This window comes from Streptomyces sp. NPDC047841 (genome assembly GCF_040704085.1).
Lineage (GTDB): Bacteria > Actinomycetota > Actinomycetes > Streptomycetales > Streptomycetaceae > Streptomyces > Streptomyces argyrophylli.
In genome coordinates this window covers 32,647-58,501 of the sequence record NZ_JBEYRP010000016.1, presented here as the reverse complement: position 1 = coordinate 58,501, position 25,855 = coordinate 32,647, and the positions used below count along the sequence as shown (strand labels likewise).

Annotated in this window: 25 protein-coding genes and 1 pseudogene; 14 read left to right on the top strand and 12 right to left on the bottom strand. The window is 73.4% G+C overall.

Translation table 11 applies throughout. The features are described 5' to 3' along the window. Positions 1-95 precede the first annotated feature (95 nt). From AB0947_RS26820 to AB0947_RS26805, 4 genes are read left to right on the top strand one after another with little or no spacing between them, the layout of a single operon-like run. On the top strand, positions 96-1,412 hold the full coding sequence (locus AB0947_RS26820; RefSeq protein ID WP_366752878.1) for an extracellular solute-binding protein: 1,317 nt from the start codon (positions 96-98) through the stop codon (positions 1,410-1,412). Further along, complete coding sequence (locus AB0947_RS26815; protein WP_366752877.1) at positions 1,409-2,335, top strand: sugar ABC transporter permease; 927 nt, start codon at positions 1,409-1,411, stop codon at positions 2,333-2,335. Before AB0947_RS26820 ends, AB0947_RS26815 begins: the two co-directional genes overlap by 4 nt. Further along, complete coding sequence (locus AB0947_RS26810) at positions 2,332-3,237, top strand: carbohydrate ABC transporter permease (RefSeq protein WP_366752876.1); 906 nt, start codon at positions 2,332-2,334, stop codon at positions 3,235-3,237. The genes AB0947_RS26815 and AB0947_RS26810 overlap by 4 nt, the downstream gene beginning before the upstream one ends. After that, the gene (locus tag AB0947_RS26805) at positions 3,234-4,265 is read left to right on the top strand and encodes a LacI family DNA-binding transcriptional regulator (RefSeq protein ID WP_366752875.1); all 1,032 of its coding nucleotides are present in this window, start codon (positions 3,234-3,236) and stop codon (positions 4,263-4,265) included. Before AB0947_RS26810 ends, AB0947_RS26805 begins: the two co-directional genes overlap by 4 nt. Here the strand turns inward: AB0947_RS26805 and AB0947_RS26800 are convergent. Beyond that, complete coding sequence (locus AB0947_RS26800) at positions 4,246-4,962, bottom strand: hypothetical protein (protein ID WP_366752874.1); 717 nt, start codon at positions 4,960-4,962, stop codon at positions 4,246-4,248. The two genes, AB0947_RS26805 and AB0947_RS26800, sit on opposite strands and share 20 nt — an antisense overlap. A gap of 219 nt (positions 4,963-5,181) precedes the next feature. Between AB0947_RS26800 and AB0947_RS26795 the strand changes: the two genes are divergently transcribed. Together AB0947_RS26795 and AB0947_RS26790 are read left to right on the top strand one after the other, a co-directional pair. Beyond that, the gene (locus tag AB0947_RS26795) at positions 5,182-5,532 is read left to right on the top strand and encodes a VOC family protein (protein ID WP_366752873.1); all 351 of its coding nucleotides are present in this window, start codon (positions 5,182-5,184) and stop codon (positions 5,530-5,532) included. A 74-nt stretch (positions 5,533-5,606) separates the two neighbouring features. Further along, complete coding sequence (locus AB0947_RS26790; protein WP_366752872.1) at positions 5,607-6,041, top strand: MarR family transcriptional regulator; 435 nt, start codon at positions 5,607-5,609, stop codon at positions 6,039-6,041. Here AB0947_RS26790 and pqqB read toward each other — a convergent pair. The 5 genes from pqqB to AB0947_RS26765 all read right to left on the bottom strand — a co-directional run bounded on the left by pqqB (position 6,038) and on the right by AB0947_RS26765 (position 10,133). Next, entirely contained in the window at positions 6,038-6,934 is an 897-nt protein-coding gene (pqqB, locus tag AB0947_RS26785) for a pyrroloquinoline quinone biosynthesis protein PqqB (protein ID WP_366752871.1), read from the bottom strand. The two genes, AB0947_RS26790 and pqqB, sit on opposite strands and share 4 nt — an antisense overlap. Before the next feature lie 179 nt (positions 6,935-7,113). Then, entirely contained in the window at positions 7,114-7,512 is a 399-nt protein-coding gene (locus AB0947_RS26780; protein WP_225811200.1) for an SseB family protein, read from the bottom strand. A gap of 490 nt (positions 7,513-8,002) precedes the next feature. Further along, a complete protein-coding gene (locus tag AB0947_RS26775) occupies positions 8,003-9,556 on the bottom strand; it encodes a cytosine permease (protein ID WP_366752870.1) in 1,554 nt (517 codons plus the stop codon). A gap of 85 nt (positions 9,557-9,641) precedes the next feature. Further along, entirely contained in the window at positions 9,642-9,965 is a 324-nt protein-coding gene (locus tag AB0947_RS26770) for a DUF2795 domain-containing protein (protein ID WP_366752869.1), read from the bottom strand. A 9-nt stretch (positions 9,966-9,974) separates the two neighbouring features. Then, positions 9,975-10,133: a hypothetical protein gene (locus AB0947_RS26765; protein ID WP_366752868.1), complete on the bottom strand. Its 159-nt coding sequence runs from the start codon at positions 10,131-10,133 to the stop codon at positions 9,975-9,977. 182 nt (positions 10,134-10,315) lie between these two features. Between AB0947_RS26765 and AB0947_RS26760 the strand changes: the two genes are divergently transcribed. Both AB0947_RS26760 and AB0947_RS26755 read left to right on the top strand, forming a co-directional pair. Further along, complete coding sequence (locus tag AB0947_RS26760) at positions 10,316-10,510, top strand: DUF2795 domain-containing protein (RefSeq protein WP_366752867.1); 195 nt, start codon at positions 10,316-10,318, stop codon at positions 10,508-10,510. A gap of 590 nt (positions 10,511-11,100) precedes the next feature. Continuing rightward, on the top strand, positions 11,101-11,979 hold the full coding sequence (locus AB0947_RS26755; RefSeq protein ID WP_366752866.1) for a CAP domain-containing protein: 879 nt from the start codon (positions 11,101-11,103) through the stop codon (positions 11,977-11,979). A gap of 118 nt (positions 11,980-12,097) precedes the next feature. On the opposite strand, the gene AB0947_RS26750 is transcribed toward AB0947_RS26755, so the two are convergent. After that, a complete protein-coding gene (locus AB0947_RS26750) occupies positions 12,098-14,230 on the bottom strand; it encodes a sigma-70 family RNA polymerase sigma factor (protein ID WP_366752865.1) in 2,133 nt (710 codons plus the stop codon). A gap of 292 nt (positions 14,231-14,522) precedes the next feature. Further along, positions 14,523-15,104, bottom strand: a complete 582-nt coding sequence (locus AB0947_RS26745; protein ID WP_366752864.1) for a DUF4232 domain-containing protein — start codon at positions 15,102-15,104, stop codon at positions 14,523-14,525. Positions 15,105-15,508: 404 nt separating this feature from the next. On the opposite strand from AB0947_RS26745, the gene AB0947_RS26740 reads away from it, so the two are divergent. Together AB0947_RS26740 and AB0947_RS26735 are read left to right on the top strand one after the other, a co-directional pair. After that, positions 15,509-16,582 (top strand): NAD(+)/NADH kinase, encoded by a 1,074-nt coding sequence (locus AB0947_RS26740; protein ID WP_366752863.1) that lies wholly within the window; start codon positions 15,509-15,511, stop codon positions 16,580-16,582. A 121-nt stretch (positions 16,583-16,703) separates the two neighbouring features. Continuing rightward, the gene (locus AB0947_RS26735; RefSeq protein ID WP_366752862.1) at positions 16,704-17,204 is read left to right on the top strand and encodes a peptidylprolyl isomerase; all 501 of its coding nucleotides are present in this window, start codon (positions 16,704-16,706) and stop codon (positions 17,202-17,204) included. A gap of 72 nt (positions 17,205-17,276) precedes the next feature. Here AB0947_RS26735 and AB0947_RS26730 read toward each other — a convergent pair whose 3' ends face one another. Then, positions 17,277-18,056, bottom strand: coding sequence for an alpha/beta fold hydrolase (locus AB0947_RS26730; RefSeq protein WP_366752861.1), 780 nt, complete (start codon positions 18,054-18,056; stop codon positions 17,277-17,279). A 125-nt stretch (positions 18,057-18,181) separates the two neighbouring features. Between AB0947_RS26730 and AB0947_RS26725 the strand changes: the two genes are divergently transcribed. The 3 genes from AB0947_RS26725 (at position 18,182) to AB0947_RS26715 (ending at position 21,143) form a co-directional block, all read left to right on the top strand. Beyond that, entirely contained in the window at positions 18,182-18,856 is a 675-nt protein-coding gene (locus AB0947_RS26725) for a PAS domain-containing protein (protein ID WP_366753046.1), read from the top strand. Between the two features lie 14 nt (positions 18,857-18,870). Beyond that, positions 18,871-20,070 (top strand): alanine racemase, encoded by a 1,200-nt coding sequence (locus AB0947_RS26720; RefSeq protein WP_366752860.1) that lies wholly within the window; start codon positions 18,871-18,873, stop codon positions 20,068-20,070. Between the two features lie 89 nt (positions 20,071-20,159). After that, positions 20,160-21,143: a threo-3-hydroxy-L-aspartate ammonia-lyase gene (locus AB0947_RS26715; RefSeq protein WP_366752859.1), complete on the top strand. Its 984-nt coding sequence runs from the start codon at positions 20,160-20,162 to the stop codon at positions 21,141-21,143. Between the two features lie 364 nt (positions 21,144-21,507). Here the strand turns inward: AB0947_RS26715 and AB0947_RS26710 are convergent, their stop codons facing one another. After that, a complete protein-coding gene (locus AB0947_RS26710) occupies positions 21,508-22,014 on the bottom strand; it encodes an NUDIX hydrolase (protein ID WP_366752858.1) in 507 nt (168 codons plus the stop codon). Between the two features lie 268 nt (positions 22,015-22,282). Here AB0947_RS26710 and AB0947_RS26705 point away from each other — a divergent pair. After that, positions 22,283-22,722: pseudogene (locus AB0947_RS26705) on the top strand (sigma factor); the annotation flags it as partial. A 10-nt stretch (positions 22,723-22,732) separates the two neighbouring features. Here the strand turns inward: AB0947_RS26705 and AB0947_RS26700 are convergent. Both AB0947_RS26700 and AB0947_RS26695 read right to left on the bottom strand, forming a co-directional pair. After that, positions 22,733-24,805 (bottom strand): SpoIIE family protein phosphatase, encoded by a 2,073-nt coding sequence (locus tag AB0947_RS26700; RefSeq protein ID WP_366752857.1) that lies wholly within the window; start codon positions 24,803-24,805, stop codon positions 22,733-22,735. Between the two features lie 85 nt (positions 24,806-24,890). Continuing rightward, on the bottom strand, positions 24,891-25,370 hold the full coding sequence (locus AB0947_RS26695) for an ATP-binding protein (RefSeq protein ID WP_366752856.1): 480 nt from the start codon (positions 25,368-25,370) through the stop codon (positions 24,891-24,893). Positions 25,371-25,855: the final 485 nt, after the last annotated feature.

The following is a 25,855-nucleotide window of genomic DNA, read 5'->3' as shown; positions in this document are numbered from 1 at the left end:
GGCCTCCGGAGCTGAGCGCACCCGGGTCATGTGAACGTGCACATCTGCATGGCAGGTCCCCGCAGCGGGCGGGGACCCAGGTCAGGGGAGAAACCATGCCGCACACGAAGCGCCGTCGCCTCGTGACAACCGCCCTCACCGTGTCCCTCGGCGCGACCGCCCTCGCCGCCTGTGGTTCCGGGGACGGCACCAAGGCCGAGTCGGGTCCCGTCTCGCTCACGTACTGGACCTGGACACCCGGCATGGACAAGGTCGTGGACCTGTGGAACAAGGGGCCGGGGAAGAAGGACGGGATCACCGTCACGGTGAAGAAGCAGGCGTCCGGCGACACGCTGGTCACCAAGATCCTCACCGCGCACAAGGCGAAGAAGGCCCCCGACCTGGTGCAGGCCGAGTACCAGGCGCTGCCGACGCTGGTCAGCAATGACGCGCTGGCCGACATCTCCAAGCAGGTCGGCGGCGTCGAGGACAAGTTCGCCGAGGGCGTCTGGCAGCAGACCACGCTCGGCACGGACGCGGTCTACGCGGTGCCCCAGGACATCGGCCCGATGATGTTCTACTACCGCGAGGACCTCTTCAAGGAGTACGGCCTCAAGGTCCCCACCACCTGGGAGCAGTTCGCCGAGACCGCCCGCCGGCTCAAGAAGAAGGCGCCGGACAAGGATCTGACCACCTTCTCCGCCAACGACTCCGGTCTCTTCGCGGGCCTCGCCCAGCAGGCCGGCGCCAAGTGGTGGACCACCTCCGGCGACAAGTGGAAGGTCGGCATCGACGACGCCGCCACCCGGAAGGTCGCCGGGTTCTGGGGCGGTCTGGTCAAGGAGGGCGTCATCGACAACCAGCCGATGTACACCCCGTCCTGGAACAAGGCGCTGAACACCGGCAAGCAGATCGCCTGGGTGAGCGCCGTGTGGGCGCCCGGCACCCTGACCACGGCGGCCCCGGACACCAAGGGCAAGTGGGCCATGGCCCCGCTCCCCCAGTGGTCGGCCGACCAGGACGTCACCGGCAGCTGGGGCGGGTCCTCGACGGCGGTGACCACCGACTCCGCGCACCAGGAGGCCGCCGCCCAGTTCGCGGCCTGGCTGAACACCGACCACGACGCCCTGAACGCGCTGGCGAAGGAGGGCGGCATATACCCGGCCTCCACCTCGGCCCAGCTCAGCGGCGCCTTCTCCAACCCGCCGGCGTACTTCGACAACCAGCCGGACTTCTACACCAAGGCCGCCGGCATCGCGAAGACCACCGCGCCGTCCGCCTGGGGGCCGAACGTGAACGTCGCCTACACCTCCTTCAAGGACGCCTTCGGCGCCGCCGCCAAGAACAAGTCGGACTTCACGGCCGCCCTGCGGAAGATGCAGGACGACACGGTCGCCGACATGAAGAAGCAGGGCTTCGAGGTCGCTCCGTGAGCAGCCCCACCAGCCGGAGGCCGTACGGGGTCAAGGGGGCCCCGTACGGCTTCCTCCTCCCCGCCACGGTCCTGTTCGCCCTCTTCTTCGCGCTGCCCATCGGCTACGCGGTCTGGCTCAGCTTCCGCAAGGTGCGCGTCTCGGGCCTCGGCCTGGGGTCGGGTGCGCGCAGGGAGGTGTGGGCCGGCTTCGAGAACTACACCGGGGCCTTCCGGGACAGCGAACTGCTGCACGGCGCGCTGCGCGTGCTCGGCTACGGCTGCATCGTCGTCCCGGTGATGCTGGGCCTCGCGCTGCTGTTCGCGCTGATGCTGGACTCCGACAGGGTGCGGCTCGCCCCGTTCACCCGGCTCGCGATCTTCCTGCCGTACGCCATCCCCGGCGTGGTGGCCGCGCTGCTGTGGGGCTTCCTGTACCTGCCGGACGTCAGCCCGTTCTACTTCGTGCTCGACAAGCTGGGCCTGCCGCAGCCGGACCTGCTGGACGGCGGTCCGCTGTACCTCGCCCTGTCGAACATCGCGGTCTGGGGCGGCACCGGCTTCAACATGATCGTCATCTACACCTCGCTGCGGTCCATCCCGGCCGAGGTCTACGAGGCGGCCAGGCTGGACGGCGCCACCCCGGTGCAGACCGCGCTGCGGATCAAGATCCCGATGGTGGCGCCCTCCCTGGTGCTGACCTTCTTCTTCTCGATCATCGCGACGCTCCAGGTGTTCAGCGAGCCGACCACCCTCAAGCCCCTCACCAACTCGGTCAACACGACCTGGAGCCCGCTGATGAAGGTGTACCAGGACGCCTTCGGCCGCAACGACATCTACTCGGCGGCGGCCGAGGCCACACTGATCGCCGTGGTCACGCTGCTGCTGTCGTTCGGCTTCCTGCGGGCCGCGAACCGCCGGAACAAGCAGGAGGCAGCGGGATGAGCACCCTCGCCGTCCACAAGGCGGCCCCGGCCGCCGGCACCACCCCGGGCACCGCGCGGGGCCGTCGGCCGCGCCGCCGGATCGCGCTGATCCCCACGGCCACGCTGCTGCTCGGCGCGCTCTACACCCTGCTCCCGGTCGCCTGGGTGGTGATCGCGTCGACGAAGTCCGGGCACGAGCTGTTCTCCACGTTCACCTTCCTGCCCGGCACCGGCTTCGCCGACAACCTCAAGGACCTCAACGCCTACCGGGGCGGGATCTACTGGGAGTGGATGGGCAACTCCGCGCTGTACGCCGGTCTCGGCGCCCTGCTGTCCACCGCCGTCTCGGCGTGCAGCGGCTACGCGCTGGCCGTCTACCGCTTCCGGGGCCGCGAGACGATGTTCAACGTCCTGCTCGCGGGCGTCCTGATGCCGCCGGTGATCCTCGCGATCCCGCAGTACCTGCTGCTGGCGAACGCCGACCTGACGGACTCCTACCTGTCCGTGCTGCTGCCGCAGATCCTCTCCCCGTACGGCGTCTACCTGGCCCGCGTCTACGCCGCCGCCGCCGTACCGGCCGACGTGGTCGAGGCCGGGCGTATGGACGGGGCGAGCGAGTGGCGGATCTTCACCCGGATCGCGCTGCCGATGATGATCCCCGGCATGGTCACGGTGTTCCTGTTCCAGTTCGTCGCGGTCTGGAACAACTTCCTGCTGCCGTACATCATGCTGAGCGACGACGAGAAGTTCCCGCTCACGCTGGGTCTGTACACACTGCTGGAGCAGGGCGCGAACACCCCCGCGCTGTACACCCTGGTGATCACGGGCGCGTTCCTCGCGGTGCTCCCGCTGATCGCCCTCTTCCTGGTCATCCAGCGCTTCTGGAGCCTCGACCTGCTGTCCGGGGCCGTAAAGTCATGACCATGAGCACTACGGGGGGCCGGCGCAGACCGCCGACGATCCACGACGTGGCGCGCGAGGCGGGCGTCTCGCGCGGCACCGTCTCGCGTGTGCTCAACGGCGGCCACTACGTCAGCCCCGCCGCCCAGGAGGCGGTCAACGCCGCCATCCGCAAGACCGGGTACGTCGTGAACCGGCACGCCCGTTCGCTGATCACGGGCCGCTCCGACTCGGTGGGCTTCCTGCTGACCGAGCCGCAGGAGCGGTTCTTCGAGGACCCCAACTTCAACGTGCTGCTGCGCGGTTGCACCCAGGCGCTGGCCGCGCACGACGTCCCGCTGCTGCTGATGCTGGCGGGCACCGAGGACGAACGGCGGCGCATCACGCGGTACATCACCGCCGGGCACGTCGACGGGGTGCTGCTGGTCTCCAGCCACTCCGGCGATCCGGTCGCCGAGGAGCTGCGGAAGGCGGGCGTGCCGCTGGTGGCCTGCGGCAAGCCGATCGGGCTGGGCTCGAAGGTGAGTTACGTGGCCGCCGACGACCGGGACGGCGCCCGGGACATGGTCCGGCACCTGCTGTCGCTGGGGCGGCGCCGGATCGGGGTGGTCACCGGTCCGCTGGACACCCCGGGTGGTGTGGAGCGGCTCGCCGGGTACCGGGAGGTGCTCGCCGAGGCGGGTGTCGCGGCCGACGAGCGGCTCGTCGTCTCCGGTGACTACAGCAGGGCCAGCGGTGAGGCGGGCGCGGAGCGGCTGCTGGCGCGGGCGCCGGACATGGACGCCGTGTTCGTCGCCTCCGACCTGATGGCGCAGGGGGTGCTGGCGGCCCTGCACCGGGCCGGGAAGCGGGTGCCCGAGGACATCGCCGTCGGCGGTTTCGACGACTCCCCGGCGGCGACCGCCGCCACCCCGGCGCTCACCACCATCCGGCAGCCGTGGGACCGGATCAGCACCGAGATGGTGCGGGTGCTGCTCGCCCAGATCGGCGGTGAGGACCCGGCGGCGGTGATCCTGCCGACGGAGCTGGTCAGGCGCGACTCGACGTGACGCCGGGTGCGCCCCGCCGTACCTCCCGGCAGGCGACCTGCGGCGACGCGCCGTAGGGCACCACGGTGGTCGTCGTACCGGTGACGGTGCCGTCCAGGCACAGGTGGCCGCCCATGATCCGCAGGTCGAGCGTGAAGCCCGCACCGCCGGCGGACCGCCGGGGACCGTCGATGCGCTCCGGGAGGTAACCAAGGCCGCGCAGCGCCTCCCCGACCCGGGCCGGGGTGAGGCCGGGCGTCTTCTCCAGGGCGTCGGTGATGCGGCGGGTGTGGGCGCGGGCCGCGCACTTCTCGAGGCCGCTCAGTGCCACCTGCGCACGGGGGTTCACGGGGTCGGCGGTGGCGTCCGGGACGGGCGGGGCGCTGGGGAGCACCGGCAGGGGCACGGGCGCGGTCCGCGGGTGCCCCGGCTCGGACGGCTCGGGCGCGACGGTGGCCGGCGCCTGCGGCACGCACGGCTCCGCGACGGAGTCGAGCAGTTCCATGAACCCGGTGAACCCGGGGCCCTCGGAGGGTGTGCGGGCGGTCACGGTCCGGCTGCCGGCGTCGTCCTTGCCCTCCTGCCGACCGCCGTCCCGTTCGCTCCCGCAGGCCGCGAGGAGCAACGCGCACAGGGCGAGCGGTACCGCCCGGCCGCCGACGCGGGCGAGCCGAGCGGAGCGCGCGGCACGGGTACGTGTGCTGAGGAGTGGCTTCATGTCGGCAGTCTCGGATGCGTGCGGCTCCCTGGCATGAGTACGGCTACTCAGGTACGGCTCCCGGGTTGCCGTGCGTCCGGGCGGGGCGTCGTTCGGTGCCGCCGGGCCGTCCCCGCCCGAAGCGGTCAGGATCGGAGAAGCCGCGGCCGGCTTCCCGGCCCTAGCGTGGGAGCACCGGCGGGGAACCGCCGGGTTCCGCATCCCGAAGGAGTGACCGCCATGACCGCCGGCCTGCAGACGATCATCTACCCGGTGAAGGACCTGGACCGCGCCAAGGCCGTGTTCGGCGCGCTGCTGGGTGTCGAGCCGTACGCGGACGAGCCGTACTACGTCGGCTACAAGGCCGCCGGCCAGGACGTCGGCCTGGACCCGAACGGGCACGCCAAGGGCATGACCGGGCCGGTGCCGTACTGGCACGTGACGGATCTGCGGGAGCGGCTCGCGGCGCTGCTGGCGGCGGGCGCCGAGCTGCTCCAGGACGCGCAGGACGTCGGCGGCGGCCGGCTGATCGCCTTCGTGAAGGACCCCGACGGCAACCTCGTGGGGCTGCTCCAAGACCCGGCGGCCTGACGCCGCCGCGGCCCTCCGCTCCGAGCACTAGTTGCACACTCAACGATTGGCCGGATCGGTGCTACCGTGCGGGTATGGCAGGCACGACGGCCGAGACCCGGCTCGAAGAACGCTGGCGGGACATCCTCGCGGTGCACGCGCGCACGATGTGCGAGATCGACCGCGCCCTGCATCCGCACGGTCTGGGCGCCAGCGACTTCGAGGTGCTGGACATCCTGGCGGCACAGTCGCCCCGGCAGGGTGACCAGTGCCGGGTGCAGAACCTGGTCGGCCGGGTGCACCTCAGCCAGAGCGCGCTGTCCCGGCTCATCGGCCGGCTGGAGAAGGACGGCCTGGTGGAGCGCTCGGTGTGCGCGGAGGACCGGCGCGGGGTGTGGGTGGCGCTCACCGCGAAGGGCCGGGCGCTGCACGCCGAGGTGCTGCCGGTGCAGCGGACGGTCCTGCGGCGGATGCTGGCCGGGCAGGAAGGCCGGCGGCGCGGGACCCACAGCGGGGAACCGGCCGCCTAGAACTCCAGCTCCGTCCCGTCCGGCAGGACCTCGACGCCGTACTCGGCCACGCGCGCGCGTGCGGATGAGGCCGGGTCGAGGAGCGGGTTGGTGTTGTTGAGGTGGGTGTAGACCCGGCGCGCGCCGGGATGCCGGGCCAGCGCGGCCAGGGAGCCCTGCGGCCCGGTGACCGGCAGGTGGCCCATGGCGGCCTGTCCGCCGCCGGAGCGCACCGCGGTGCCCATCTCGTCGGCCGCGAAGAAGGTGCCGTCCAGCAGGACGCAGTCGGCCCCGGCGCACAGCCCGTCCAGGGCGGGGCTCCAGGCGCCGACGCAGGGCGCGTACACCAGCACTCCCCCGGTGGCCAGGTCCTCGACGCGGTACGCCGTCACCCAGGGCCCCGGCGCCGTGGACGCCTGGTCCGGTACGTACTTCGGGACCTTCACCCCGGCCTCATGAGCGGTCACCACCAGTCCCCCCGCCAGCACGAAGCCGCCGGCGGCCAGGCTGTCGGCCCACTCCCAGGGGGCGTAGCGGTCCAGCGCGGCGCGGGCGGGGGCGAGGACGGCACGGACCGGGGGCGCGGCGTAGATCTTCAGGCCCGCCGCCCCGCGCAGCTCGGACAGGCCGGTCACATGGTCGGCCTCGGCGTCGGTGAGCAGCACTCCGCGCACCGGGGTGTCCCGGGGGCCGGGGCCGGGCCACAGGGCCCAGGTGGCGGCGAGCTGCGTCCGCAGGTCGGGGGACGCGTTCAGCAGCCACCAGTCGCGGCCGTTGCCGGTAACGGCGGCGCAGTCCTGTGTGCGGGAGGGCAGCCTGCCGTCCCGGGCGGCGGCGCAGAGCGCGCAGGCGCAGTTCCACTGCGGGAAGCCGCCCCCGGCGGCGGTGCCCAGCAGGACGACCTTCACGACCATCGGCTCCTTCGCGCTCGCCCGACTCGTCCCCCGTGGGGATCTTCCCGCGGGAAGACCGGTGACCACCGGCGCCGGGGAGCACTTCCGGCCATCCTGGACCGGGACGCCCGGGTCCGCGCGTGCCCGGGGCGCCCGGTGTGTGGACGCGCGCCGGGCTCGCGCCCCTCAGGGGCGTCGGATCACCGGGCCAGCAGGGTGCGCACTCCCTGTGAGGTGAGGGTCAGCCCGTGCGCGGAGCTGCCGTCGATGGCCAGGGAGAGGTCTCCCTCGGGCCACTGGGCGGCGAGCGCGCCGAGCGGGATCAGCCGGTAGCGCGAGACGAACGGCAGCAGCTCGGCCATCTCGCCCTCCGTGGTGAACACCGGGACGACCGGGTCACCCCCGGGCTGTTCCAGGACGGGCAGCGCCACCGTCGAGGCGTCGGCGCCCTCTCCGTCCACCGCGTCGTCCGGTACGGGGACGAGCACGTCACTGTGGGCGAGGGTGTCCAGGGCGGCCTGGTCCTCGGCGTTCTCGGCCAGCGCGTCCAGTGCCTGCTGGGCCGGCGTCGGCTGGGCTTCGTGTGCGGGTGTCTCCATGGCTGGTCCCCAGGTAGGCGGTGGTCGTACGGGCCGTCCGGGCGGACTGCCGCCCGGCCGGGCTCCCGCCTCGCGTACCCGGTGGGGTTCCCGGCATGCGCGGGGATCGGCGGGAGGTCCGGTGACGGGGCGGTGGAGCGGGCGACGGACGTGAAAAGGCCAGGTGAGCGCCGCGGGGACCAGGTGAAGGGCACCTGATGCGGAGGGTGCTCGTCCTGGGAGCTCGCGGGGCAGCCGCTCACCGCCTGGTGCTCGCCGGCGTCAGTTCGGGCTGCCGCGCGCCCTACACCGCAGGGGACGCCTGCGCCGGCGTCCGGGGGCCGTCCGCCGAAGGTGGCGGCGTCTACGAGGTGGTCCGCGAGGTCGGGGGAACCCGTCCGTCGGCGCTCACGGTGCCGGGCTCGCCGGGTCGGCGAAGACGCGCGTCATGCCGATGACGGCGAGATGCCCGGGACTTCGGCACGGGCCCGTTCGCCGGGGCGTGCCGCGCTCACGTGTTCAGCACCCCCTCGTCGAGCGCCGGGCTCGGTTCCCGGGCCTCCTGGGAGCGGACCCGGGCCCGGCCCGGGAGCAGCGTGCCGAGGAAGGCGAGGGCCAGGGCCACGAGGACGCCCAGGTTGGCGTAGGCCCAGGCACCGGTCCTGCCACCGAGGCCGAACGGCCCCAGCAGGTAGCCCTGCCAGGTCAGCCAGTGCGCGGCGCTGTTGGTGACCAGCCCCCAGCCGACGGCCGTGGCGGCCAGGGTGAGGACCAGCGGGCGGAGGGGGGCGTCGCCGTAGCGGCCGTGCGGGCGGAACAGGTCACCGTCGTCGTAGTCGCGGCGGCGCAGGGCCAGGTCGGCGAGCATGACGCCGGCCCAGGCCGCGATGGGCACGCCGAGGGTGGTGAGGATGCCCTTGAACTGGCCGAGGAAGGTGCCGGCGAAGAACACGATGTAGACCGCGCCGGCGATCATCAGCACACCGTCGAAGAACGCGGCCAGATAGCGGGGCACCCGCAGGCCGGCGGAGAGCAGGGCCAGGCCGGAGGAGTAGATGTCGAGGACGGCGCCGCCGACCAGGCCGAGGACCGCGACCACGGCGAACGGCACCAGGAACCAGGTCGGCAGGAGCGTCGCCAGCGCCCCGATCGGGTCGGCCGCGATGGCCTTGCTCAGCTCCGCGGAGGAACCGGCCAGCAGCAGGCCGAAGACCAGCAGGACGAGCGGGGCCAGGGAGCCGCCGAAGGCGGTCCAGCCGATCACGCCCCGGCTGGAGGAGTCGCGGGGCAGATAGCGGGAGTAGTCGGCGGCGGCGTTGACCCAGCCGAGGCCGAAGCCGGTCATCATGAACACCAGCGCGCCGATGAACTGCTGCGCCGAGCCCGCCGGGATCGCGCCGACGGTGCTCCAGTGGATGTGGTCGGCGACGAGAATGACGTAGACGATCGTGAGCACGCCGGTGATCACGGTGATCCAGGTCTGCAGCCGCATGATCAGGTCGAAGCCCATGACGCCGCCGACGACGGTCAGCGCGGCCACCACCATGAGGGCGACCGCCATGGTCTCGGTGCCGCCGCCCCAGCCCAGGCTGTCGAAGACGGTCGCGGTCGCCAGCGTCGCGAGCGCGATGAGGACGGTTTCCCAGCCGACGGTCAGCATCCAGGAGACAGCGGAGGGCAGCCGGTTGCCGCGCACGCCGTAGGCCGCCCGGCTGAGCACCATGGTGGGGGCCGAGCCGCGTTTTCCGGCGACCGCGATGAAACCGCAGAGCAGGAACGAGACGGCGATGCCGAGCACGCCGGAGACGAGGGCCTGCCAGAAGGAGATGCCGAAGCCGAACGCGAAGGCGCCGTAGCTCAGCCCGAGGACGGACACGTTGGCCCCGAACCAGGGCCAGAACAGGGAGCGCGGGACGCCCCGGCGCTCCGCGTCCGCGATCACGTCGAGCCCGTGCGTCTCCACCTGGAGGGGACGGCTGGTGGCTCCGCCGTCCACGGGGCCGGGGGCTCCTCCGTCCAGGGGGCCGGTGGCTCCGCCGTCGAGAGGGTCGTGCGGATGCGTCATCGCCGAGCCACCTGCCCTGCCTGTCCGTACGTGTTCGATCACGCTAGGTGTGCCCTCGGGGGCGGGGCAAGCCGGGTTCGACCGGTCAGCGGTCGAACTCCTCCTGGATCGGGGTCTTCGGCTCCTCCCGCAGGTGCTGGGAGAGCCCCGGCTTGCCGCCCCGCCGTGCCTGTTCCGCCCGCTGGGCGGCGTCGGTGCCGAGGTCCGAGTCCGGGTCCACCCGGACCGACCTCGCCACGTCCGCGCGGTTGGTGTACTCCTCGGCGGGGATGCCGCGCAGGGCCTTGACGACCTCCTCGGAGGCTCCCGCCTGCCGCGCGGCCGAGACCAGCCGGTCCTTGCCGGCCGGGTAGGTCACGTCCTTCAGCGCGTCCAGCACCTCGGGAACGCTGGTGTGTGCCACGCCCATGACGCCTCCCTACGCGTCGCCGTCGCTCTCGTCGGTGACCCCGTCCGTCCGCTCCTCGTCGGGGTCCTCTCCTTCCGCCTGTGACGGAGTGGTGCGGGGCGGCTGTTCGGCCTCGGGAGCGTCCGGCTCCCGTTCGCCCTCGGCCTGGGAAGGGGTGTTCTCGCTCATCGTGTGTCCTCGGTCGTCTCACGCGTGCCGGCTGTTCCGGCGCCCCGGGTACCCGCGCGACGCGGGACCCATCACCCACGGAATCTCTGAATCCGCTTCCATCGGATGGGTACCTGACCAGTCCGGCGCAGCATGCGGCGCCGGTCCGATGATCCTGAACCAACTCACCGCCTGGAGGAGCCATGGCGGGTATCACCCCACCTGACCTGCAGAAAGCCCTGTCGGGCGCGGACTACCCGGCCACTTCCGACCAGCTTCGGAAGGTCGCCGAGAACAACCACGCGCCCAAGGAGATCACCGAACGGATCTCCCACCTCGGGAAGAAGGAGTTCGAGAATCCCGCCGAGGTCAGCAAGGCCGTCTTCCAGAACGAGTGACGGCGCCCGGACACGGGTGCGCGGCGGCCGGAGACTTTCCGCTCCGGCCGCCGCGCGCGGGCGCCGCGCCGATGCCGGGGAAGACGGGGGCGACCGGTCGGGATGACGGTATGTCAGTCGCGAGGGGAATCGCTCTCCACCCGGGCGAGGGTGACGGCAAAGGTGGCGGGGCCCAGGGCGGCCGGTGCGGGCCCAGTGACAGCACGACGCCCGCACCCGACACAGCCGCTTGTCTCCGACGCGACCCCTTGAAGTGACATCCGCCACAGGCGTGTCGTCGACTAGGCGGGGCGAATAGTAGGTACGGCTCCCACGACATATGGGATTTGTCCGGCTTGCCGGGGGCGTGCGCGGTGGTTCGGGTGATGGCGCACGCACCGCTCGGCACCTCGCCCCATCACCCGCCGACACCGCGCTTCTGACGGTCCGACAGCGCCGCGCAAACGTCGCGCTCGCGAAGTCGGCATCTCTCGGCCCGTCTGACAAGGGCCGCGTCAGCCTACGAGAAGCGATAGTAGAAGGGCCCTTTGCACTCGGTGCGAAGCCGTCTTGAGAATGAGCGCTCCGCGATCACCGAGTGAGGTTGACGTATGGGCCAGCACCGCAAGACCAAGCACTACCGGCGAATAGTCGTCACCGCTGCCGCCATCGGCGCCGTGGGCGTGCCCTCCGTCGCCCTGGCCTGTTCCGAGTGGCCGTCCGGCACGGACGACCCGGCGCAGTCCACCGCGACGAGCGCACCCGTGGGGCACTGGCAGAGCGCGTCCGGAGATCACGACAGCAACGCGTACGTCACCGGGGCGCCTCTGACCACCGCCCCGGAGACCAGCGTGCCGTCCACTTCCCGGTCCACGGCGCGAGCGACGACCCGGCCGAGCACGCCCTGGCACGCCAAGAAGAAAGCGCCGTCGCAGAAGAAGGGCCTGGCCCACAAGGCCTGGCGGACCACCGCGCCCAGCGCTCCCGCCGCCCCTGCCGCCACCGCTCCCGCGGACACCGCCACGACCGCCCCGGCTTCCGCGGCCCCCTCGACCGCCCCCGCTTCCGCGGCCCCGGCCGCGCCGAGCAGCCCGGCGCCCACCGCCACGGCGTCCGGCGTCACCGCGGAGATCGTGCAGCTCGTGAACACCGAGCGGGCCAAGGCCGGTTGCCAGCCCCTGGCCCTCAACTCGACGCTGACCAAGGCCGCGCAGGCCCACAGCGACGACATGGCGGCCCACCAGAACATGTCGCACACCGGATCCGACGGCTCGTCCCCGGGCGACCGCATCACACGGGCCGGCTACACCTGGAGCAGCTACGGCGAGAACGTCGCCTACGGCTACGGCACGGCGCAGCAGGTCATGGACGGCTGGATGTCCAGCCCGGGTCACCGGGCCAACATCCTCAACTGCGGCTTCAAGGAGATCGGCGTCGGTCTCGCACAGCCCGGCAGCTACTGGACCCAGGACTTCGGCACGTCCCGCTGAGCGCCGGCCCGCCGACCTCCGCCCGCTGACCACCGGCCGGCGGCGGGCGGCGGGCGGCGTGCCGAGGCCGGCGTGACGCCGGGAGACAGTTTGGGACCGGGGACGGAATGGGCCGGGCTCAGAGCCTGGCGCCGAAGGCCTGGGTCCACCAGGGGCCGCCCGAGCCGTCGTGGACGCCCACGCCGATGTTCTTGAACGCACAGTTGAGGATGTTGGCGCGGTGGCCGGGGCTGTTCATCCAGGAGTCCATCACCGCCTGCGGGGTCTGCTGGCCCTTCGCGATGTTCTCGCCGTACGTGGACCAGCGGTAGCCCGCCGCGGTGATGCGCTCGCCGGGGCCCGCGCCGTCCGGGTCGGTGTGGTCGAAGAAGCCGCGGGCGGCCATGTCGTCGGCGTGGCCCTGGGCGGCCTTGTCCAGTCGGGGGTCCTCGGTGACCGGGCCGCATCCGGCGGCCGCGCGCTCCTCGTTCACGAGCGCGACCACCTGGGCCACCGTGCCGGTGGGCGCCGGCTGCGCCTGCGGGGTACGGGAGGCGCGCGGAGTCGTGGGCACGGCCGGCTCGGCCCGGGGAGTGGTGCTCTTCGGCGCCGGACGGGGGCTCTTGGAGGCGCTGGGCTTCTTCTTCGCGGGGGACGGGGTCGGGGACGGCGACGCGGACGCCGAGGGCGGCGAGGAGGTCGCGACGGCGCTGGGTTCCGCGAGGTCCACGGCGGGGGCGCCGGGCGTCTGCGCGGCGGTCGCCTCCCTGGTGCCCGCCGGTCCGGAACCGGTACCGAAGTACCAGAGGCCGCCGCCGGCCACACAGGCGGCCACCACGGCACCCCCGACGGCCCGGCGCCGGGCCCGCCGCCGTCGCCGCGCCTCGCCGCGCCCGCTCGTACGACGACGGGAGGCCGCCCGGAGTCCGACGGGGGCGGCGGGGTCGTTGCCGCCGGCGCCCGCTCCGGTGCTGCCGGCGTCCGCCTGGGCACCGCCCGGCTCCGGCTCGGCGCCGCCCGCACTCCGTCCGGGGGCCGCGTGATCCGGTCCGGTGGCGGTGGCCCGGTCCGGCCCCGCGGGTCCTTGGCCGGATGCCAAGGGCCCGTGGTCGGAGCCGAAGGCCCCGCGATCCGGCCCATAGGCCCCCCGATCCGGCCCGAAGGTCCCGTGACCCGACCCAACTGCCCCCTGGTCCGGCCCGAAGGCACCCCCCTCCGACCCAAAACCACCCCCATGCGCCCCGAAGGCCCCCCGGTCCGGCCTCACGGCGCCATGCCCCGCCCCGGTGGCGCCATGACCCGGTCCCGTCGCCCCGTGCCCCCACCCGGCCGCACCCCCGTCCGACCCGGTGGTGCCCTGACCCGGCCCGCCGGCACCCGCGTTGGTGCCCAGGCCCCCGTGGGCCGGCTGAGGGGCGGTCGCGGTCGTGGCGGTGGTCGCGGTGGTCGCGGTGGTCGCGGTGGTCGCGGTCAGGGTGGCCGTCGCCGAGCGTGTCGTCGCAAGGAGCGTCGACGACACCGCGACCAGCGCCAGTCCGGCCAGCAGCCCCTCCGCCGGCAGCAGGCCGCTCCACAGACCGCCGCAGCGCGTGCACTCACGGGCGTGCCGGGCTATTCGCTTGCGCCAGAGGGCGGAGGGCAGACCGTCCCAGGAGGCCAGCACGGCGCGCAGTTCCCCGCACGCGGGCCGCGTGTCCAGCGCCCGTACCACCACCCGGGCCGCCTCCAGCCGCGCCTTCATCCGCTGCACCCGTACCGCCGTGTGCTGCGGGGACACCGCGAGGGCCGCGGCGACCTCCGCCCGCGTCAGCTCACCGGCGCACTCCAGCCACCACAGCGAGAGCACCTCCCGGTCGTCCGGCTCCAGCCAGCGCGTGGCCCGCGCGGTCTCCTGGCGCTGGCCGGACAACTGGAGGCGGACGATGGTCAGGTCGACGAAGTCGGCGCCGGGGTCGGCGACCTCGCCGCTCTCCTCCACGGCGTCCGGGGCGAGCCGGCGGTCCTGCCAGTGCGCCCGGACCCGGTTCATCGCGATGGCCACGAGCCAGGAGCGGAAGCTCTCCGGGGTCCGCAGGTCACCGAGCGAGCCGAGGGCCCGGAGCATGGTCTCCTGGACCACGTCGTCGACGTCGACCGAACCGTTCAGGGCGCGCCCCACGATGTTGTACACCAGCGGCAGGTAGGCGCCGACCAGGGCGTCCTGGGCCGCCGGGTCTCCCGCTCGGGCGGCGTTCACCAGTGCCGCCGCGTCCGCCGTGTGCTGTGTCCTCATCAGAGCTTCCCTGTCCTCGACGCCGAACGATGCTGTCCGTTACCCGGGAGACCGCTCGGCGCGGTTCCGATAACAGTTCCTCGGAAAATCGTTCGACGGGAGACTCACAGCAGCGGCGCGGCAACCGCAAGGGAGGAGATCACACCGCGACGGACCGAGGCCCGCTCCACGCCTGCTGATCGCCGGTCAGCCCGCGGCCGTCCACCGGCCGGCTGACGGGACATGCGATCCCGGGACGCGGCCACGTCGTCCCGTGACGGGCGGTACGGCCGGCGGGTGGAAGAGAGCGCGCTCAGGAGGGGCGCGTCGCCGACACCGCCGTCACCGCGACCGTGTTGTCGCACTCGGCGATCTCCCCGTCCACGAGGGCGACTTGATGCTTCCCGGCGCCGGGCAGGCCGACCACCAGCGTGGGGAAGACGGAGGGCGTGGCGCCGGAGACGCAGTACCCGTCCGCCTCGCCCTGCACCTGGACGAAGGTCAGCTTCACCCAGGCCTTGCCGCCCGGTGCGACCCGCACCAGGGCCGCGACGCCCGTGCGGGTCGCTCGCAGCGGGAGGTTGCGCGCCGGGGAACCGTTGCCGGCCACGGCCACCGTCGGGTGGCCCCGCACCACGCACGCCCGCGCGGAGACATTGGTGAACTGGACGACCACCGCTCCCGTGCCCGTACCCGGGGGCCGGTGGGCGGCCCGGTACGCCGTCGCCTCCAGCGACTCGGGTGCGCAGGCCGGCGTCCTGGAAGCGGGGGCCGTGCCGGTCGGGGCCGCCTCCGCCGAGGTGGCGCCCGCCGTCTGGGCGGCCGCCGGTGACAGGGTCGCGGCGACGGCGGCCAGGGCCGCCGCGGTGACGCGGGTGCTGTGTCGGTCGCGCATGGCATGTCCCCGGTTGTCCTCGGTGCGTGGTCCGGGCGTCCGCCAGGGCGCCGGTGCTCGCCGGTGAGAACGCGGCGCCGGGCTCATCGGTACGGACGGACGCCGGGCAGCGGGTTCCCCGGTGTGTCGGGGGTGACACCTGTGACGCCTGTTAACGGGCAGCGCACGGAACGTCAGTAGGCGCACGGAGAGTCAGGTGGCGCACGGAAAGTCACGAGGTAGGCGGGAACCGGAGGAGGTACACGGACGGCGCAGGAGGTACACGGAAGGCCGGGCACAGGACCGGCGCCGGATGGGCGCGGACGGCCGTGGGCCGGCTGCGGCGGCGTGGCGTCCGCCGGGCCGGCGCGGTCCGCGGTGAGGATGGCGCCCGGCAGGAACCGGCTGGGAGGCGGTGGGCGGATATGACGGTGAACCGTGTCGGCCTGGTCGTGCACGGCGGACGCGCCGAGGCGGAGACGGCCGCGCGGGCCGTGCGCGCGTGGTGCGCCGAGCACGGGGTGGGATGCGCGGACATCGACGTGTGGCAGGAGGGGGCGCGGCACAGCGCCCGCGAGGAGGTCGACAGCGCGGGCGACCCCGACCTGATCGTCACCCTGGGCGGCGACGGCACGTTCCTGCGCGGTGCGCGGCTCGCGGCCGAGAACGACGCCCTGGTGCTCGGTGTCGACCTGGGCCGGGTCGGCTTCCTCACGGAGGTCCCCGCCACGGCGGTGCGGGACGCGCTGGACGCCGTACGGGAGGAGCGGATCAACGTCGAGAGCCGGATGCTCCTCACCATGCGGGCGTCGTGCCGGCTGGAGGTGCCGGAGCAGATGGAGACGCTGCTGCGGTACGGGCGGGGGCCGCTGCTCCCCCCGCCGCAGGTGCGCGGGGAGTGCGAGGCGGGCGACGACTGGGGTGTCGCCCTGCACGTCACCGCACTGAACGACGTGGTCCTGGAGAAGCTGGCCCGGGACCGGCAGGTGTCGGTCGGGGTCTATCTGGCGGGCCGGCTGCTCGCCTCCTACTCGGCCGACGCCCTGCTGGTGGCCACGCCTACCGGGTCCACCGCCTACAGCTTCGCCGCGGGCGGTCCGGTGGTGTCGCCTCGGGCGGACGCCCTCGTGTTCACCCCGGTCGCGCCGCACATGGTCTTCAACCGTTCGGTGGTGGCCGCGCCGGACGAGCCCATCGCGCTGCGGGTGCTGGAACGGTCGGGCCAGGCCGCGGTCAGCATCGACGGCCAGCTGCGCGGGGTGCTGAGCCCCGGCGACTGGATCGGCGTGTACGCCGCACCGCGCCGGCTCAAGGCGGTCCGGCTCGGTCCGATGGACTTCTACGGGCGGCTGCGTCAGCGCATGAACCTCACCGACGCGCCGGCCGCGCTCGCCGACGGAAAGGCCGCTCCGCTGTGGCCGGTGACCAGTCCGCGGCCGGGCGATCTGGCCCATCTGGCCCTGCCTCCGGTCCCCGACGACACACCCCGGCTGTCCTGACGCATGACCCGGACGGATGGCCGTGCGCACCACGGGGTGCTGCGGCGCGTCCCTGTGCCCCGTGGTCGTGTATTCCGTAGCGTGAACGGGGGCAGGCCCCGCCGGAACAAGGAGATGTCCGATGTCGACAGTCGAGCTGAACACCAACGTCGGCCGGATCGTGCTGGAACTGAACGACGCCGAGGCGCCCGAGACCGTCGAGAACTTCCTGTCGTACGTGCGGGGCGGCCACTACGACGGCACGATCTTCCACCGGGTGATCAACGGCTTCATGATCCAGGGCGGCGGCTTCACTCCGGACATGGACCAGAAGCCCACCCGGGCGCCGATTCAGAACGAGGCCGACAACGGACTGAAGAACGACAACTACACCGTGGCGATGGCGCGGACGAACGACCCGCATTCCGCGACGGCGCAGTTCTTCATCAACGTGTCGGACAACGCCTTCCTCAACCACTCGGCGAAGAGCCCGGCCGGCTGGGGCTACGCCGTGTTCGGCAGGGTCACCGAGGGCCGGGACGTCGTCGACTCCATCAAGGCGGTGAAGACGGCCAGCCGCCACGGCCACCAGGACGTCCCCACCGAGCCCGTGGTCATCGAGTCCGCCAAGGTCCTCGGCTGACGCACATCCGCCGCGGGGCGGCGCCGGTGCACCGGTACCGCCCCGCGCCCCCCGGTGCCTACGGCGGCGGGCTCAGGACGCCGCTTGGCCGCCGGGACCGAGCCGCCGCAGCGTCGCCTCGATCCGGTCCACGACGGCCTGCTGCTGCGCCGTCAGGTAGAAGTGGCCGCCGGGGTACACGTGCAGCTCGAACGGGCCGTCGGTCTCCTGGTCCCAGGCCCGGGCCTCCTCGGGGGTGACGCGGGGGTCGGCGTCGCCGGTCAGCACGACGAGGGGGCAGTGCAGCCGCGGTCCGGGAGCGCGCCGGTAGGTCTCCACGGCGCGGTAGTCGGCCCGCAGCGCGGGCAGGATCATCTCCAGCAGCTCCTTGTCCTGCAACAGGGCGGTGTCGGTGCCGTCGAGCCTGCCGACCTCCTCGATCAGCCGTGCGTCGCCGCCCTCGTGGACGGTCTCGGTCCGGTGCAGGGACGGTCCCCGGCGGCCGGAGAGGAAGACCACCGCGGGAGGCCGCCCGGCGGCCTCCAGGAGCCGGGCCAGCTCGAAGCCGACCAGGGCGCCCATGCTGTGCCCGAACAGCGCCAGAGGTGTGCCGTCCCCCTCGTCCAGCGCGCGGAACACCCCTTGGGCGAGTTCCCGCACGGAGCCCGCCGGGGTTTCCGCGAGGCGGTCCTGCCGGCCGGGGTACTGCGCCGCGAGCACGTCGACCGCGGGCGACAGTGCCTTGGAGACGGGGACGTAGAAGCTCGCGGAGCCGCCGGCGTGCGGCAGGCAGAGCAGCCTGGGCGCGCCCGGTGCCGCCTGGTGGAAGCTGCGCAGCCACAACCGGTGTGCCGCGCCGTACCGGTCGGTCATGTGTCCCCCTCGGTGGAACGGAAGCTGGTGCCGTGCTCGGCCCCTCCATCCGATCACGAGTGATCACGGTTGACCCACCACATCCCCCTCCTTAGACTCGAATTCCAGAGATGGACGGCGAGTCTATGGAGGATGGCGTGGTCGAGGGGGGCGCGGACGGGGACGGCTCGGACGGGGACGGCGCGGACGAACACCTCATCCGGGAGGCCGAGAAGATCGCCGTCGCGCTGGGCCGCATGTTCCCCGGTCTGTGCGAGGTGGTGCTGCACGACCTGAGGCATCCGGACCACGCGATCCGCGCGATCGAGAACAACCTGTCTGGCCGTCAGGTGGGCGATTCCGCGACCGAGTTGGGCCTGGCCCGCATAGCCGATCCGCAGTACCCCAGCGTCATCCAGAACTATCCCAACCGGTTCCCCGACGGCCGCCCGGCGAAGAGCACCTCCATCGGCATCAAGAACGCGGCCGGCGAGTACATCGCGGCACTCTGCCTGAACCTGGACGTGTCCGTCCTGTCCCCGGTCACCCTGACCTTGTCCCATCTGGTGGCCACGGACACCGAGCACCGTGACGGGCCCCTGGAGTCCCTGCGGGACCGTGCCGCACGCGAGCTGCGCCAGGCGGTGGAGGCCCGGGCCGCCGAGCGCGCCGCCACACCCCGCTCGCTGAGCCGGGAGGACAAGAAGGCCCTCGTACGGCAGCTCCAGCGGGACGGCTACTTCGACTCGCGCGACGCCGCTCAGACCATCGCGGACCTGCTGGGCGTGTCCCGGGCCACGGTCTACAACTACGCGAAGTGAGAGGTCACCTGCCCATGACGACCGGGTCCGTCCCCGTTCCGTCCGCCCCCGCCGGGCCCTCCCCCGCCGCCCCGAGCCTGGCGGACCCCGACACCCCGTTCGCCGTGGTCGACGTGCACCGGGTGCGGCGCAACGCCGCCCGTCTGCGGGCACGGGCGGACCGCCTCGGCGTCACCCTGCGCCCCCATGTGAAGACGGCCAAGAGCCTGGACGCCGCCGCCCTCCTGCACGACGGCGCCCCCGGCCCCGTCACGGTCTCCACGCTCGCCGAGGCCGAGGCGTTCGCCGGTGCCGGTTGCCGCGACATCACCTACGCCGTCGGCATCGAACCGCACAAACTCCCGCGCGTCGTCGCCCTGGTGCGCCGCGGTGTCACCCTGCGCGTCCTGCTGGACAGCACCGAGCAGGCGACGTTCGTCGCCGCGGCCGCGCGGGAGGCCGGCACCGTCCTTCCCGCCCAGATCGAGATCGACTGCGACGGCCACCGCGGCGGCCTCAAGCCCGACGCCCCGGGGCTCACCGGCATCGCCGGCATCCTGCACGACGCGGGCTGCCTGGACGGCGTACTGACCCACGCGGGCGAGTCGTACTTCTGCTACACCGCCGGGGAACGGCGCAAGGCGGCGCGGAACGAACGCGATGCCGCGGTCGCCGCGGCGGAACGGCTCCGTGCGGCAGGTCTGCCCGTGCCCACCGTCAGCGTGGGCTCCACCCCCACCGCCCACGCCGCCGAGGACCTGACCGGAGTCACCGAACTCCGCGCGGGCAACTACGTCTTCTTCGACCTGGTGATGGCCGGACTCGGCGTCTGCGAGCTGGACGACCTCGCCCTGTCGGTCGTGGTCACCGTGATCGGCCACCGTCCCGAGTACGGCTGGATCGTCACCGACGGCGGCTGGATGGCCATGTCCCGCGACCGCGGCACCGCCGTCCAGCCGCAGGACCAGGGCTACGGCCTGGTCGCCGACCTGTCCGGCACGCCGATCCCGGGCCTGGTCATGACGGCCGCCAGCCAGGAGCACGGCACCCTGACCGCCCGCGACGGCGCCGCCCTGCCCGACCTGCCCATCGGCACCCGCCTGCGCGTCCTGCCCAACCACGCGTGCGCCACCGCCGCCCAGCACCAGGGCTACCACGTCGTCGACGGCTCCGGCGGCACGCGACCGCCCGCGCCCGGTATCGAGGCGTACTGGCCGCGCGTCACCGGCTGGTGACCCCGCCCGCCCCCGTCCGTCCGTCCGCCCCGCCCGCCCCGCACATCTCCCCCGTCCCCCCGCCCGTCACGGACACTCCGAGGACACCCATGGCCACCGCCGCTCCGCCCGTCACGTTCGCCGATGTCCGCGAGGCCGCCGCCCGCCTCGAAGGCATCGCCCACCGCACCCCGGTCCTCACCTCCCGCACGCTCAACTCACTGGTCGGGGCGGAGGTGTTCGTCAAGGCGGAGAACTTCCAGCGGATCGGCGCCTTCAAGTTCCGCGGCGCCTACAACGCCGCCGCCCAGCTGCCCCGGGACCGGTTGGCGAAGGGCATCGCGGCCTACTCCTCCGGCAACCACGCCCAGGCCGTCGCGCTGGCCGCCCGGGAACTGGGCACCACGGCTGTCATCCTGATGCCCGAGGACGCCCCCCGCTCCAAGAGGGAGGCGACCGCCGGATACGGGGCGGAGGTCGTCACGTACGACCGCTACACCCAGGACCGCACCGCGCTCGGCCACGCCCTGGCCGAGGACCGCGGTCTCGCCCTGATCCCGCCCTACGACCACCCCCACGTCATCGCCGGCCAGGGCACCGCCGCACTGGAACTCCTGGAGGAGACCGGCCCGTTGGACGCCCTCCTCGTGCCGGTGGGCGGTGGCGGCCTCATCGCCGGCAGCGCCACCGCCGCCAAGGCGCTGCACCCGGGCACGCGCGTCATCGGCGTCGAGCCGGAGGCCGGCGACGACACCAAGCGCTCCCTGGAGGCCGGCACACGGGTCACCGTCCCGGTCCCGCGCACCATCGCCGACGGACAGGCCCTGGCCACCCCGGGCGAGATCACCTTCCCCCTCAACCAGCGCCTGGTCGACGCCATCGCCCTCGTCAGCGACGCCGAGATCGTCACCGCGATGCGCTTCGCCTTCGAACGCCTGAAGATCGTCCTGGAGCCGAGCGGCGCAACGCCCCTGGCTGCCCTGCTGGCCGGACGCGTCGACAGCCCGCCCCGGCGGATCGGTGTCATCGCGTCCGGCGGCAACATCGACGTGGACCGCTTCACCGCGCTCACGGGACGGCCTGACCAAGGGTGACGCGGGTGTAGCGGACGCGGGGTGACGACGATCTCGGGGCGGGCCTCCCCAGCGTGCGCGAGGAGGCGGCCCACGGCCTCGTCGAGAGGCAGCTCGCACCACCGGGACCGGCCGGGAGCGGACGCGGGGACCCGGTGGCCGGCCCGACCGAGCCTCCCCGGCGTCTCCCGGACGCCCACGGCCGCCGCCGAACCGGCGAGGTCGCCCGCACGCGGACTGCCGGGGGTCCCATGTTGCCGTGGCGGCGTTCCGGGCCGGCAGTCCGCCGGCCCGGAGGGCTACGTCGTCCGGGTACGCGAGACGGAAGGCGGACCGGGCAGCACGGTGCCCGCCCACGGGCCCGGCCGTCGCCCGGCCTCGCTGCTCACGCCTCCCCCCAGTCCCAGGTGTCGAAATACTCGGCCACGCCCGTGCGGCGGGCCCTCGTCACGGCGTTCAGACGCGCGAAGTCCTGGGCCGGCATCAGTGGGCGCCACGCCTCAAGCGGCAGCACGCGGAACTCGTCGTGCTCCTCCGGGTCGAGGGTGATGCCCCGGAGCTGCGCGTCGCTGAGGCGGCCGCCGTCGAAGACCAGGCCCATGGTGCTGTACGGCCATTCCTCCCCGGGCAGTCCGTAGACCGCGGCCAGCAGTCGTGGCGGGCCGCTCACCGTGATGCCGGTTTCCTCGTGGCATTCCCGCACAGCCGTCTCCCAGGGCCGCTCACCGGGCTCCATCGTGCCGCCGGGCATCTGCCAGGGATGCGCGGGGCTGTACAGGGAACGGAGCTGGACGGGCCGGTCCCGCTCGTCGGTGAAATGGACGCAGGCGAATCCGGTGGCCTTCATCAACTGCTCGGCGTACTGCTCGGGCGGGAGCCAGACACGGCTCACGGTGTCTCCTTTCCCCCGGCCTCGACGGCTGGTCGTCCGGGTGGGTCGCCGGGTTCAACGACCGGGCCGCGACATCCAACACACGTGTTTCGGACGGACCGCGAACCGCCGTACGGAGCGGGTCCCGGAACACGCGAGGTGCACGGCCCTTGTCCGGCAAGGGAAGGGCCGGGGACGCGGTTGGCCGAAACGCCGCTGTCGCGGGGCGGTCGCGGATTCCCGAGAGCGCCTCCGTCCCACCGCCCGCTCCGCACGTGCGCGGAGCAGGGTGCCGGAGACCGGGGACGAACCCGATCCGCTGGGCCGGTACCTGGCCCAGACCGCCGCGCCCCCTGCTCACCGCGGCGTGCCCCTGCTCGACGTAACCCAGGAGGGCAACCTCGGGCTCATCCGGACCGTGGAGCAGTTCGACCACACCGAGGGCTTCACGTTCTCCACGTACGCCACCTGGTGGATCCGCCAGGAGATCGAGAGCGGATTCGGCGAGGAGGCGGGGCGCTCTGGCTGCGCCGTGTCGGCGGCACACCCTCGGTCCCGACACACCCGTGGACGACACCGGTGAGACCGTGGTCGGCGATCTCGTCCCCGCCGCCGACGTACTCCAGGCCCCTGAGGTGACTCACCCGGGAGCGGGTCCGCCGGCTGGAGGAGGAGTCCCTCGGCCGGCTGCGGGCGCCGGAGGCCGGCGAGCGCCTGCCGGCATGGGCGGGCCGACCCTTCAGCCCTCGGCGCGGGCCACGAGCAGGGCCACGTCGTCGTCGCCTCCCGGAGGCCGGAGCCTCTCCAGGACGCTGTCGCAGGTCTGTTCGAGATCCTGGCCGGCTGTCGCGGTCAGGGCTTCGAGGAGGGTGCCGAGACGGGTGTCGATCGGGTCGCAGCGGGTTTCGACGAGCCCGTCGGTGTAGAGAGCGAGCTGGTCACCGGGGCGGAAGTCGAACGCCGTCGTCTCGAACGCCGTGCCGCCGACGCCCAGCGGCACACCGGACGGAAGCTCGAGGAGCCGCGCCGGCCGGCCCGCCCGGACGAGGGCCGGGGGCAGATGACCGGCGAGGCTGATGCGGCACTGGCCCTGCCCGGGGTCGTACCGGCAGTAGGCGCAGGTCGCGATGGTGTGCTCGACGTCCTCGGTGAGGCGGTCGAGCTGCCGCAGCACTTCCGCCGGGTCGAGGTCGAGTCCGGCGAACGCGCGGGTGGCGCTGCGCAGTTGCCCCATGCTGGCGGCGGCGTTGATGCCGCTGCCCATCACGTCCCCGACGACCAGCGCGGTCCTGTCCCCCCGGAGGTGCATGGCGTCGAACCAGTCGCCGCCGATCTCGCTGACGGCTCCCGCCGGCAGGTAGCGGCTGGCGATCGTCAGGCCGGGCAGGCGGGACGGCAGCTGCGGGAGCAGGCGGCGCTGGAGGGTGAGGGCGGTGTCGCGCGCGCTCTGGTACCAGCGCGCGTTGTCGATGCAGGTCGCGGCACGGCCGGCCAGCTCGCAGGCGAGGAGCGTGTCGTCCTCGTCGAAGGGCGCGGGGGTGCCCACGCGCGCGAGGCTCAGCGCTCCCAGGACCTCGCCGCGGGCCAGCAGCGGCACGGCGAGGTAGGAGTGCACCCCGGTCGTCTCCAGGAGGGAGGCGGCCTCACTGGTGTGGGCGATCCGCCGCAGGTCCTGGCGGGTGCACTCGGCCACCCGTACAGGCCGGCGGGTGCGCACGCACCGGGTGAGCAGGCGGTCGCTGTCGTAGGCGGCGACCTTCCCGGGCGGTTCGGCCGTGTGCACGGCCTCGCAGGCGTGGACCCCCGCGGTGGCCACGGCCCGGAAGCGGGCGGGACCGGTGACGGACGGGGCGCGCCCGCGCAGGACGCTGTCGAGAACGTGCACGAACACCATGTCGGCCAGGTCCGGGACGACGACCCGGGCCAGCTCGTGCGCCGTCTGCTCCACGTCGAGGGTCGTACCGATGGAGGCGGAGGCGTTCGCGATCAGGGTCAGCCGGTTCCGGGCCCGGTTCGCGGCAAGGGTCGCCTCGTGCCGCTCGGTGATGTCGATGACGGACGTGACCACGCCGAGCACCCGGCCCGAGGCGTCCTCCAGCCGGTGGTACGACGCCGACCAGGCGTGCTCGCGGTGCGGGTCGGCGTCGGGGCGGCCGATGACGTGCTGGTCGGTCACCGGCTCCCCGGTCTGAAGGACATGGCGCAGACAGTTTTCGACGGCCTCGGCGTCCAGGAAGGTCAGGACGTCGCGGACCCGTCGGCCGACCTGTTCGGCGGCGGAGAGGCCGTGCATGCGTTCGAGGGCGGGGTTCACGGTCAGGTAGCGCAGATCGGTGTCGAGGATGGCCAGGCCGATCGGGGACTGGGTCACCAGGCGTGCCGAGAGGGCGACGCCCCGCTCCACCCGCGCCACGGTCGCCTGGTCCACGGCCAGGCCCAGGGCGTAGGTGTCGCCGAGGTCGTCGAGCAGACGCATGTTGCGGAACTCCACCAGCCGCGTGCTGCCGTCCTTGTGCCGGATCGGGAAGGCCCCCGCCCAGTCGGTGCCGGACTCCATGACCTCGGCGAACAGCGTGATGACCTCGTCCCAGTGCTCCTCGTGGACCAGCAGGCGCGCCGCGAACCGGCCCAGCGCCTCGTCCGCGGTGTAACCGAACAGCTCCTCCGCCTGGGGGCTCCAGAAGACCACGCGCCCGTTCGTGTCCAGCACCACCGCGGCGACGCTCAGCAGGTCGAGCAGGCTGGTGGGTGACGAGCCGGCGCCGGCCAGGGGCCGGCCCCGGCCAGGCCGGGAGACGTCCGTTTCACCCATACGCCGCTTCTCCTCTGCCAGTCGGTCGGGGCGCGCGCCGTGCCGTCGAGGCGCCGGACCGGAGGCGTCGGCCGGACACCGGTCGTCACACCGGGGCGCGGCCGGCCACGTCTCCCCCGGGGTCGTCGGCCAGCACCACGGACGCGGTGATCCGCTTGCCGACCGGTTCCCGGTGCACCTCGAAGCCCTGGCACACGGCCATCACGATCTCAAGCCCATGCTGCCCCACCCGGCCCGGATCGGCGGCCTTGGCGACGGGCAGCACGGGCGCGGTGTCCCAGACCGTGATCCCGACGCCGTCCCCGGACAGCTCCAGATCGACCAGGCACGGCCCGGGTGCGTGTTTGCAGGCGTTGGTGACCAGCTCGCTGACCACCAGCTGGACCACGCCCATCACCCGCTCCGACACCGGCAGGCCGTGGTCGTCCTGCACCCGGTTCAGGAACGTGCGCGCCAGCTCACGGGCCGCCGCGATGTCGGCGGGGCTGCCCTCGTACGCGGCCGAGGCGATGACGGGTCCGGCTCGGTCCGTCCGCCGGTCCCCGTTCCGGGCGACCTCTTCCATACCGACCGCCCTCTGCCTGAGCGCCTGATCCCCGCCTACCTCGCGTGTACCCAGAAACGGCCGGTATCCGGCCATGCCGGATGGCGAAGGCGTGAGCGAGCCGGTGCGGGCCCGCGCCGTCAGAGGTGGCCACGGGCGGCTCGGTGGTCAAGCGGCCCCCGGGCGGGCATCATGCGGGGGACGAGGCAGGCGGGCGGCGGGGGGCCGATGGTCGGCGGGGTGCGGCGGGACGGGGACGGCGGCGGGGGCGGCGGCACGGCAGCGGGAGCCGGCCGCAGCGCTCCAGGAGGCTCACCGGCTGTCACGCGCGGCGGGCCCCGTGGTCGTGCTCGGGATGCGCGGTCTGCGCAGGGGTGGGCACGCGTCGTCCGGCTGCGGCGGGCGGCGGGCGGCGGGCGGCGGGCGGCGGGCGGCGGGCGGCGGGCGGCGGGGTCGCAACGCCCGTGCCGGGCGGACCGGAACGGCGGTCCTGCGGGCCGTCCCGC

What these genes read in the sequence shown, in the direction of transcription:
- AB0947_RS26820 (WP_366752878.1), top strand. Translation starts at nt 96, where the DNA reads ATGCCGCACACGAAGCGCCGTCGCCTCGTGACAACCGCCCTCACCGTG.
- AB0947_RS26810 (WP_366752876.1), top strand. Translation starts at nt 2,332, where the DNA reads ATGAGCACCCTCGCCGTCCACAAGGCGGCCCCGGCCGCCGGCACCACC.
- AB0947_RS26805 (WP_366752875.1), top strand. Translation starts at nt 3,234, where the DNA reads ATGACCATGAGCACTACGGGGGGCCGGCGCAGACCGCCGACGATCCAC.
- AB0947_RS26800 (WP_366752874.1), bottom strand. Translation starts at nt 4,962, where the DNA reads ATGAAGCCACTCCTCAGCACACGTACCCGTGCCGCGCGCTCCGCTCGG.
- AB0947_RS26795 (WP_366752873.1), top strand. Translation starts at nt 5,182, where the DNA reads ATGACCGCCGGCCTGCAGACGATCATCTACCCGGTGAAGGACCTGGAC.
- AB0947_RS26790 (WP_366752872.1), top strand. Translation starts at nt 5,607, where the DNA reads ATGGCAGGCACGACGGCCGAGACCCGGCTCGAAGAACGCTGGCGGGAC.
- pqqB (WP_366752871.1), bottom strand. Translation starts at nt 6,934, where the DNA reads ATGGTCGTGAAGGTCGTCCTGCTGGGCACCGCCGCCGGGGGCGGCTTC.
- AB0947_RS26780 (WP_225811200.1), bottom strand. Translation starts at nt 7,512, where the DNA reads ATGGAGACACCCGCACACGAAGCCCAGCCGACGCCGGCCCAGCAGGCA.
- AB0947_RS26775 (WP_366752870.1), bottom strand. Translation starts at nt 9,556, where the DNA reads ATGACGCATCCGCACGACCCTCTCGACGGCGGAGCCACCGGCCCCCTG.
- AB0947_RS26770 (WP_366752869.1), bottom strand. Translation starts at nt 9,965, where the DNA reads ATGGGCGTGGCACACACCAGCGTTCCCGAGGTGCTGGACGCGCTGAAG.
- AB0947_RS26765 (WP_366752868.1), bottom strand. Translation starts at nt 10,133, where the DNA reads ATGAGCGAGAACACCCCTTCCCAGGCCGAGGGCGAACGGGAGCCGGAC.
- AB0947_RS26760 (WP_366752867.1), top strand. Translation starts at nt 10,316, where the DNA reads ATGGCGGGTATCACCCCACCTGACCTGCAGAAAGCCCTGTCGGGCGCG.
- AB0947_RS26755 (WP_366752866.1), top strand. Translation starts at nt 11,101, where the DNA reads ATGGGCCAGCACCGCAAGACCAAGCACTACCGGCGAATAGTCGTCACC.
- AB0947_RS26750 (WP_366752865.1), bottom strand. Translation starts at nt 14,230, where the DNA reads ATGAGGACACAGCACACGGCGGACGCGGCGGCACTGGTGAACGCCGCC.
- AB0947_RS26745 (WP_366752864.1), bottom strand. Translation starts at nt 15,104, where the DNA reads ATGCGCGACCGACACAGCACCCGCGTCACCGCGGCGGCCCTGGCCGCC.
- AB0947_RS26740 (WP_366752863.1), top strand. Translation starts at nt 15,509, where the DNA reads ATGACGGTGAACCGTGTCGGCCTGGTCGTGCACGGCGGACGCGCCGAG.
- AB0947_RS26735 (WP_366752862.1), top strand. Translation starts at nt 16,704, where the DNA reads ATGTCGACAGTCGAGCTGAACACCAACGTCGGCCGGATCGTGCTGGAA.
- AB0947_RS26730 (WP_366752861.1), bottom strand. Translation starts at nt 18,056, where the DNA reads ATGACCGACCGGTACGGCGCGGCACACCGGTTGTGGCTGCGCAGCTTC.
- AB0947_RS26725 (WP_366753046.1), top strand. Translation starts at nt 18,182, where the DNA reads ATGGAGGATGGCGTGGTCGAGGGGGGCGCGGACGGGGACGGCTCGGAC.
- AB0947_RS26720 (WP_366752860.1), top strand. Translation starts at nt 18,871, where the DNA reads ATGACGACCGGGTCCGTCCCCGTTCCGTCCGCCCCCGCCGGGCCCTCC.
- AB0947_RS26715 (WP_366752859.1), top strand. Translation starts at nt 20,160, where the DNA reads ATGGCCACCGCCGCTCCGCCCGTCACGTTCGCCGATGTCCGCGAGGCC.
- AB0947_RS26700 (WP_366752857.1), bottom strand. Translation starts at nt 24,805, where the DNA reads ATGGGTGAAACGGACGTCTCCCGGCCTGGCCGGGGCCGGCCCCTGGCC.
- AB0947_RS26695 (WP_366752856.1), bottom strand. Translation starts at nt 25,370, where the DNA reads ATGGAAGAGGTCGCCCGGAACGGGGACCGGCGGACGGACCGAGCCGGA.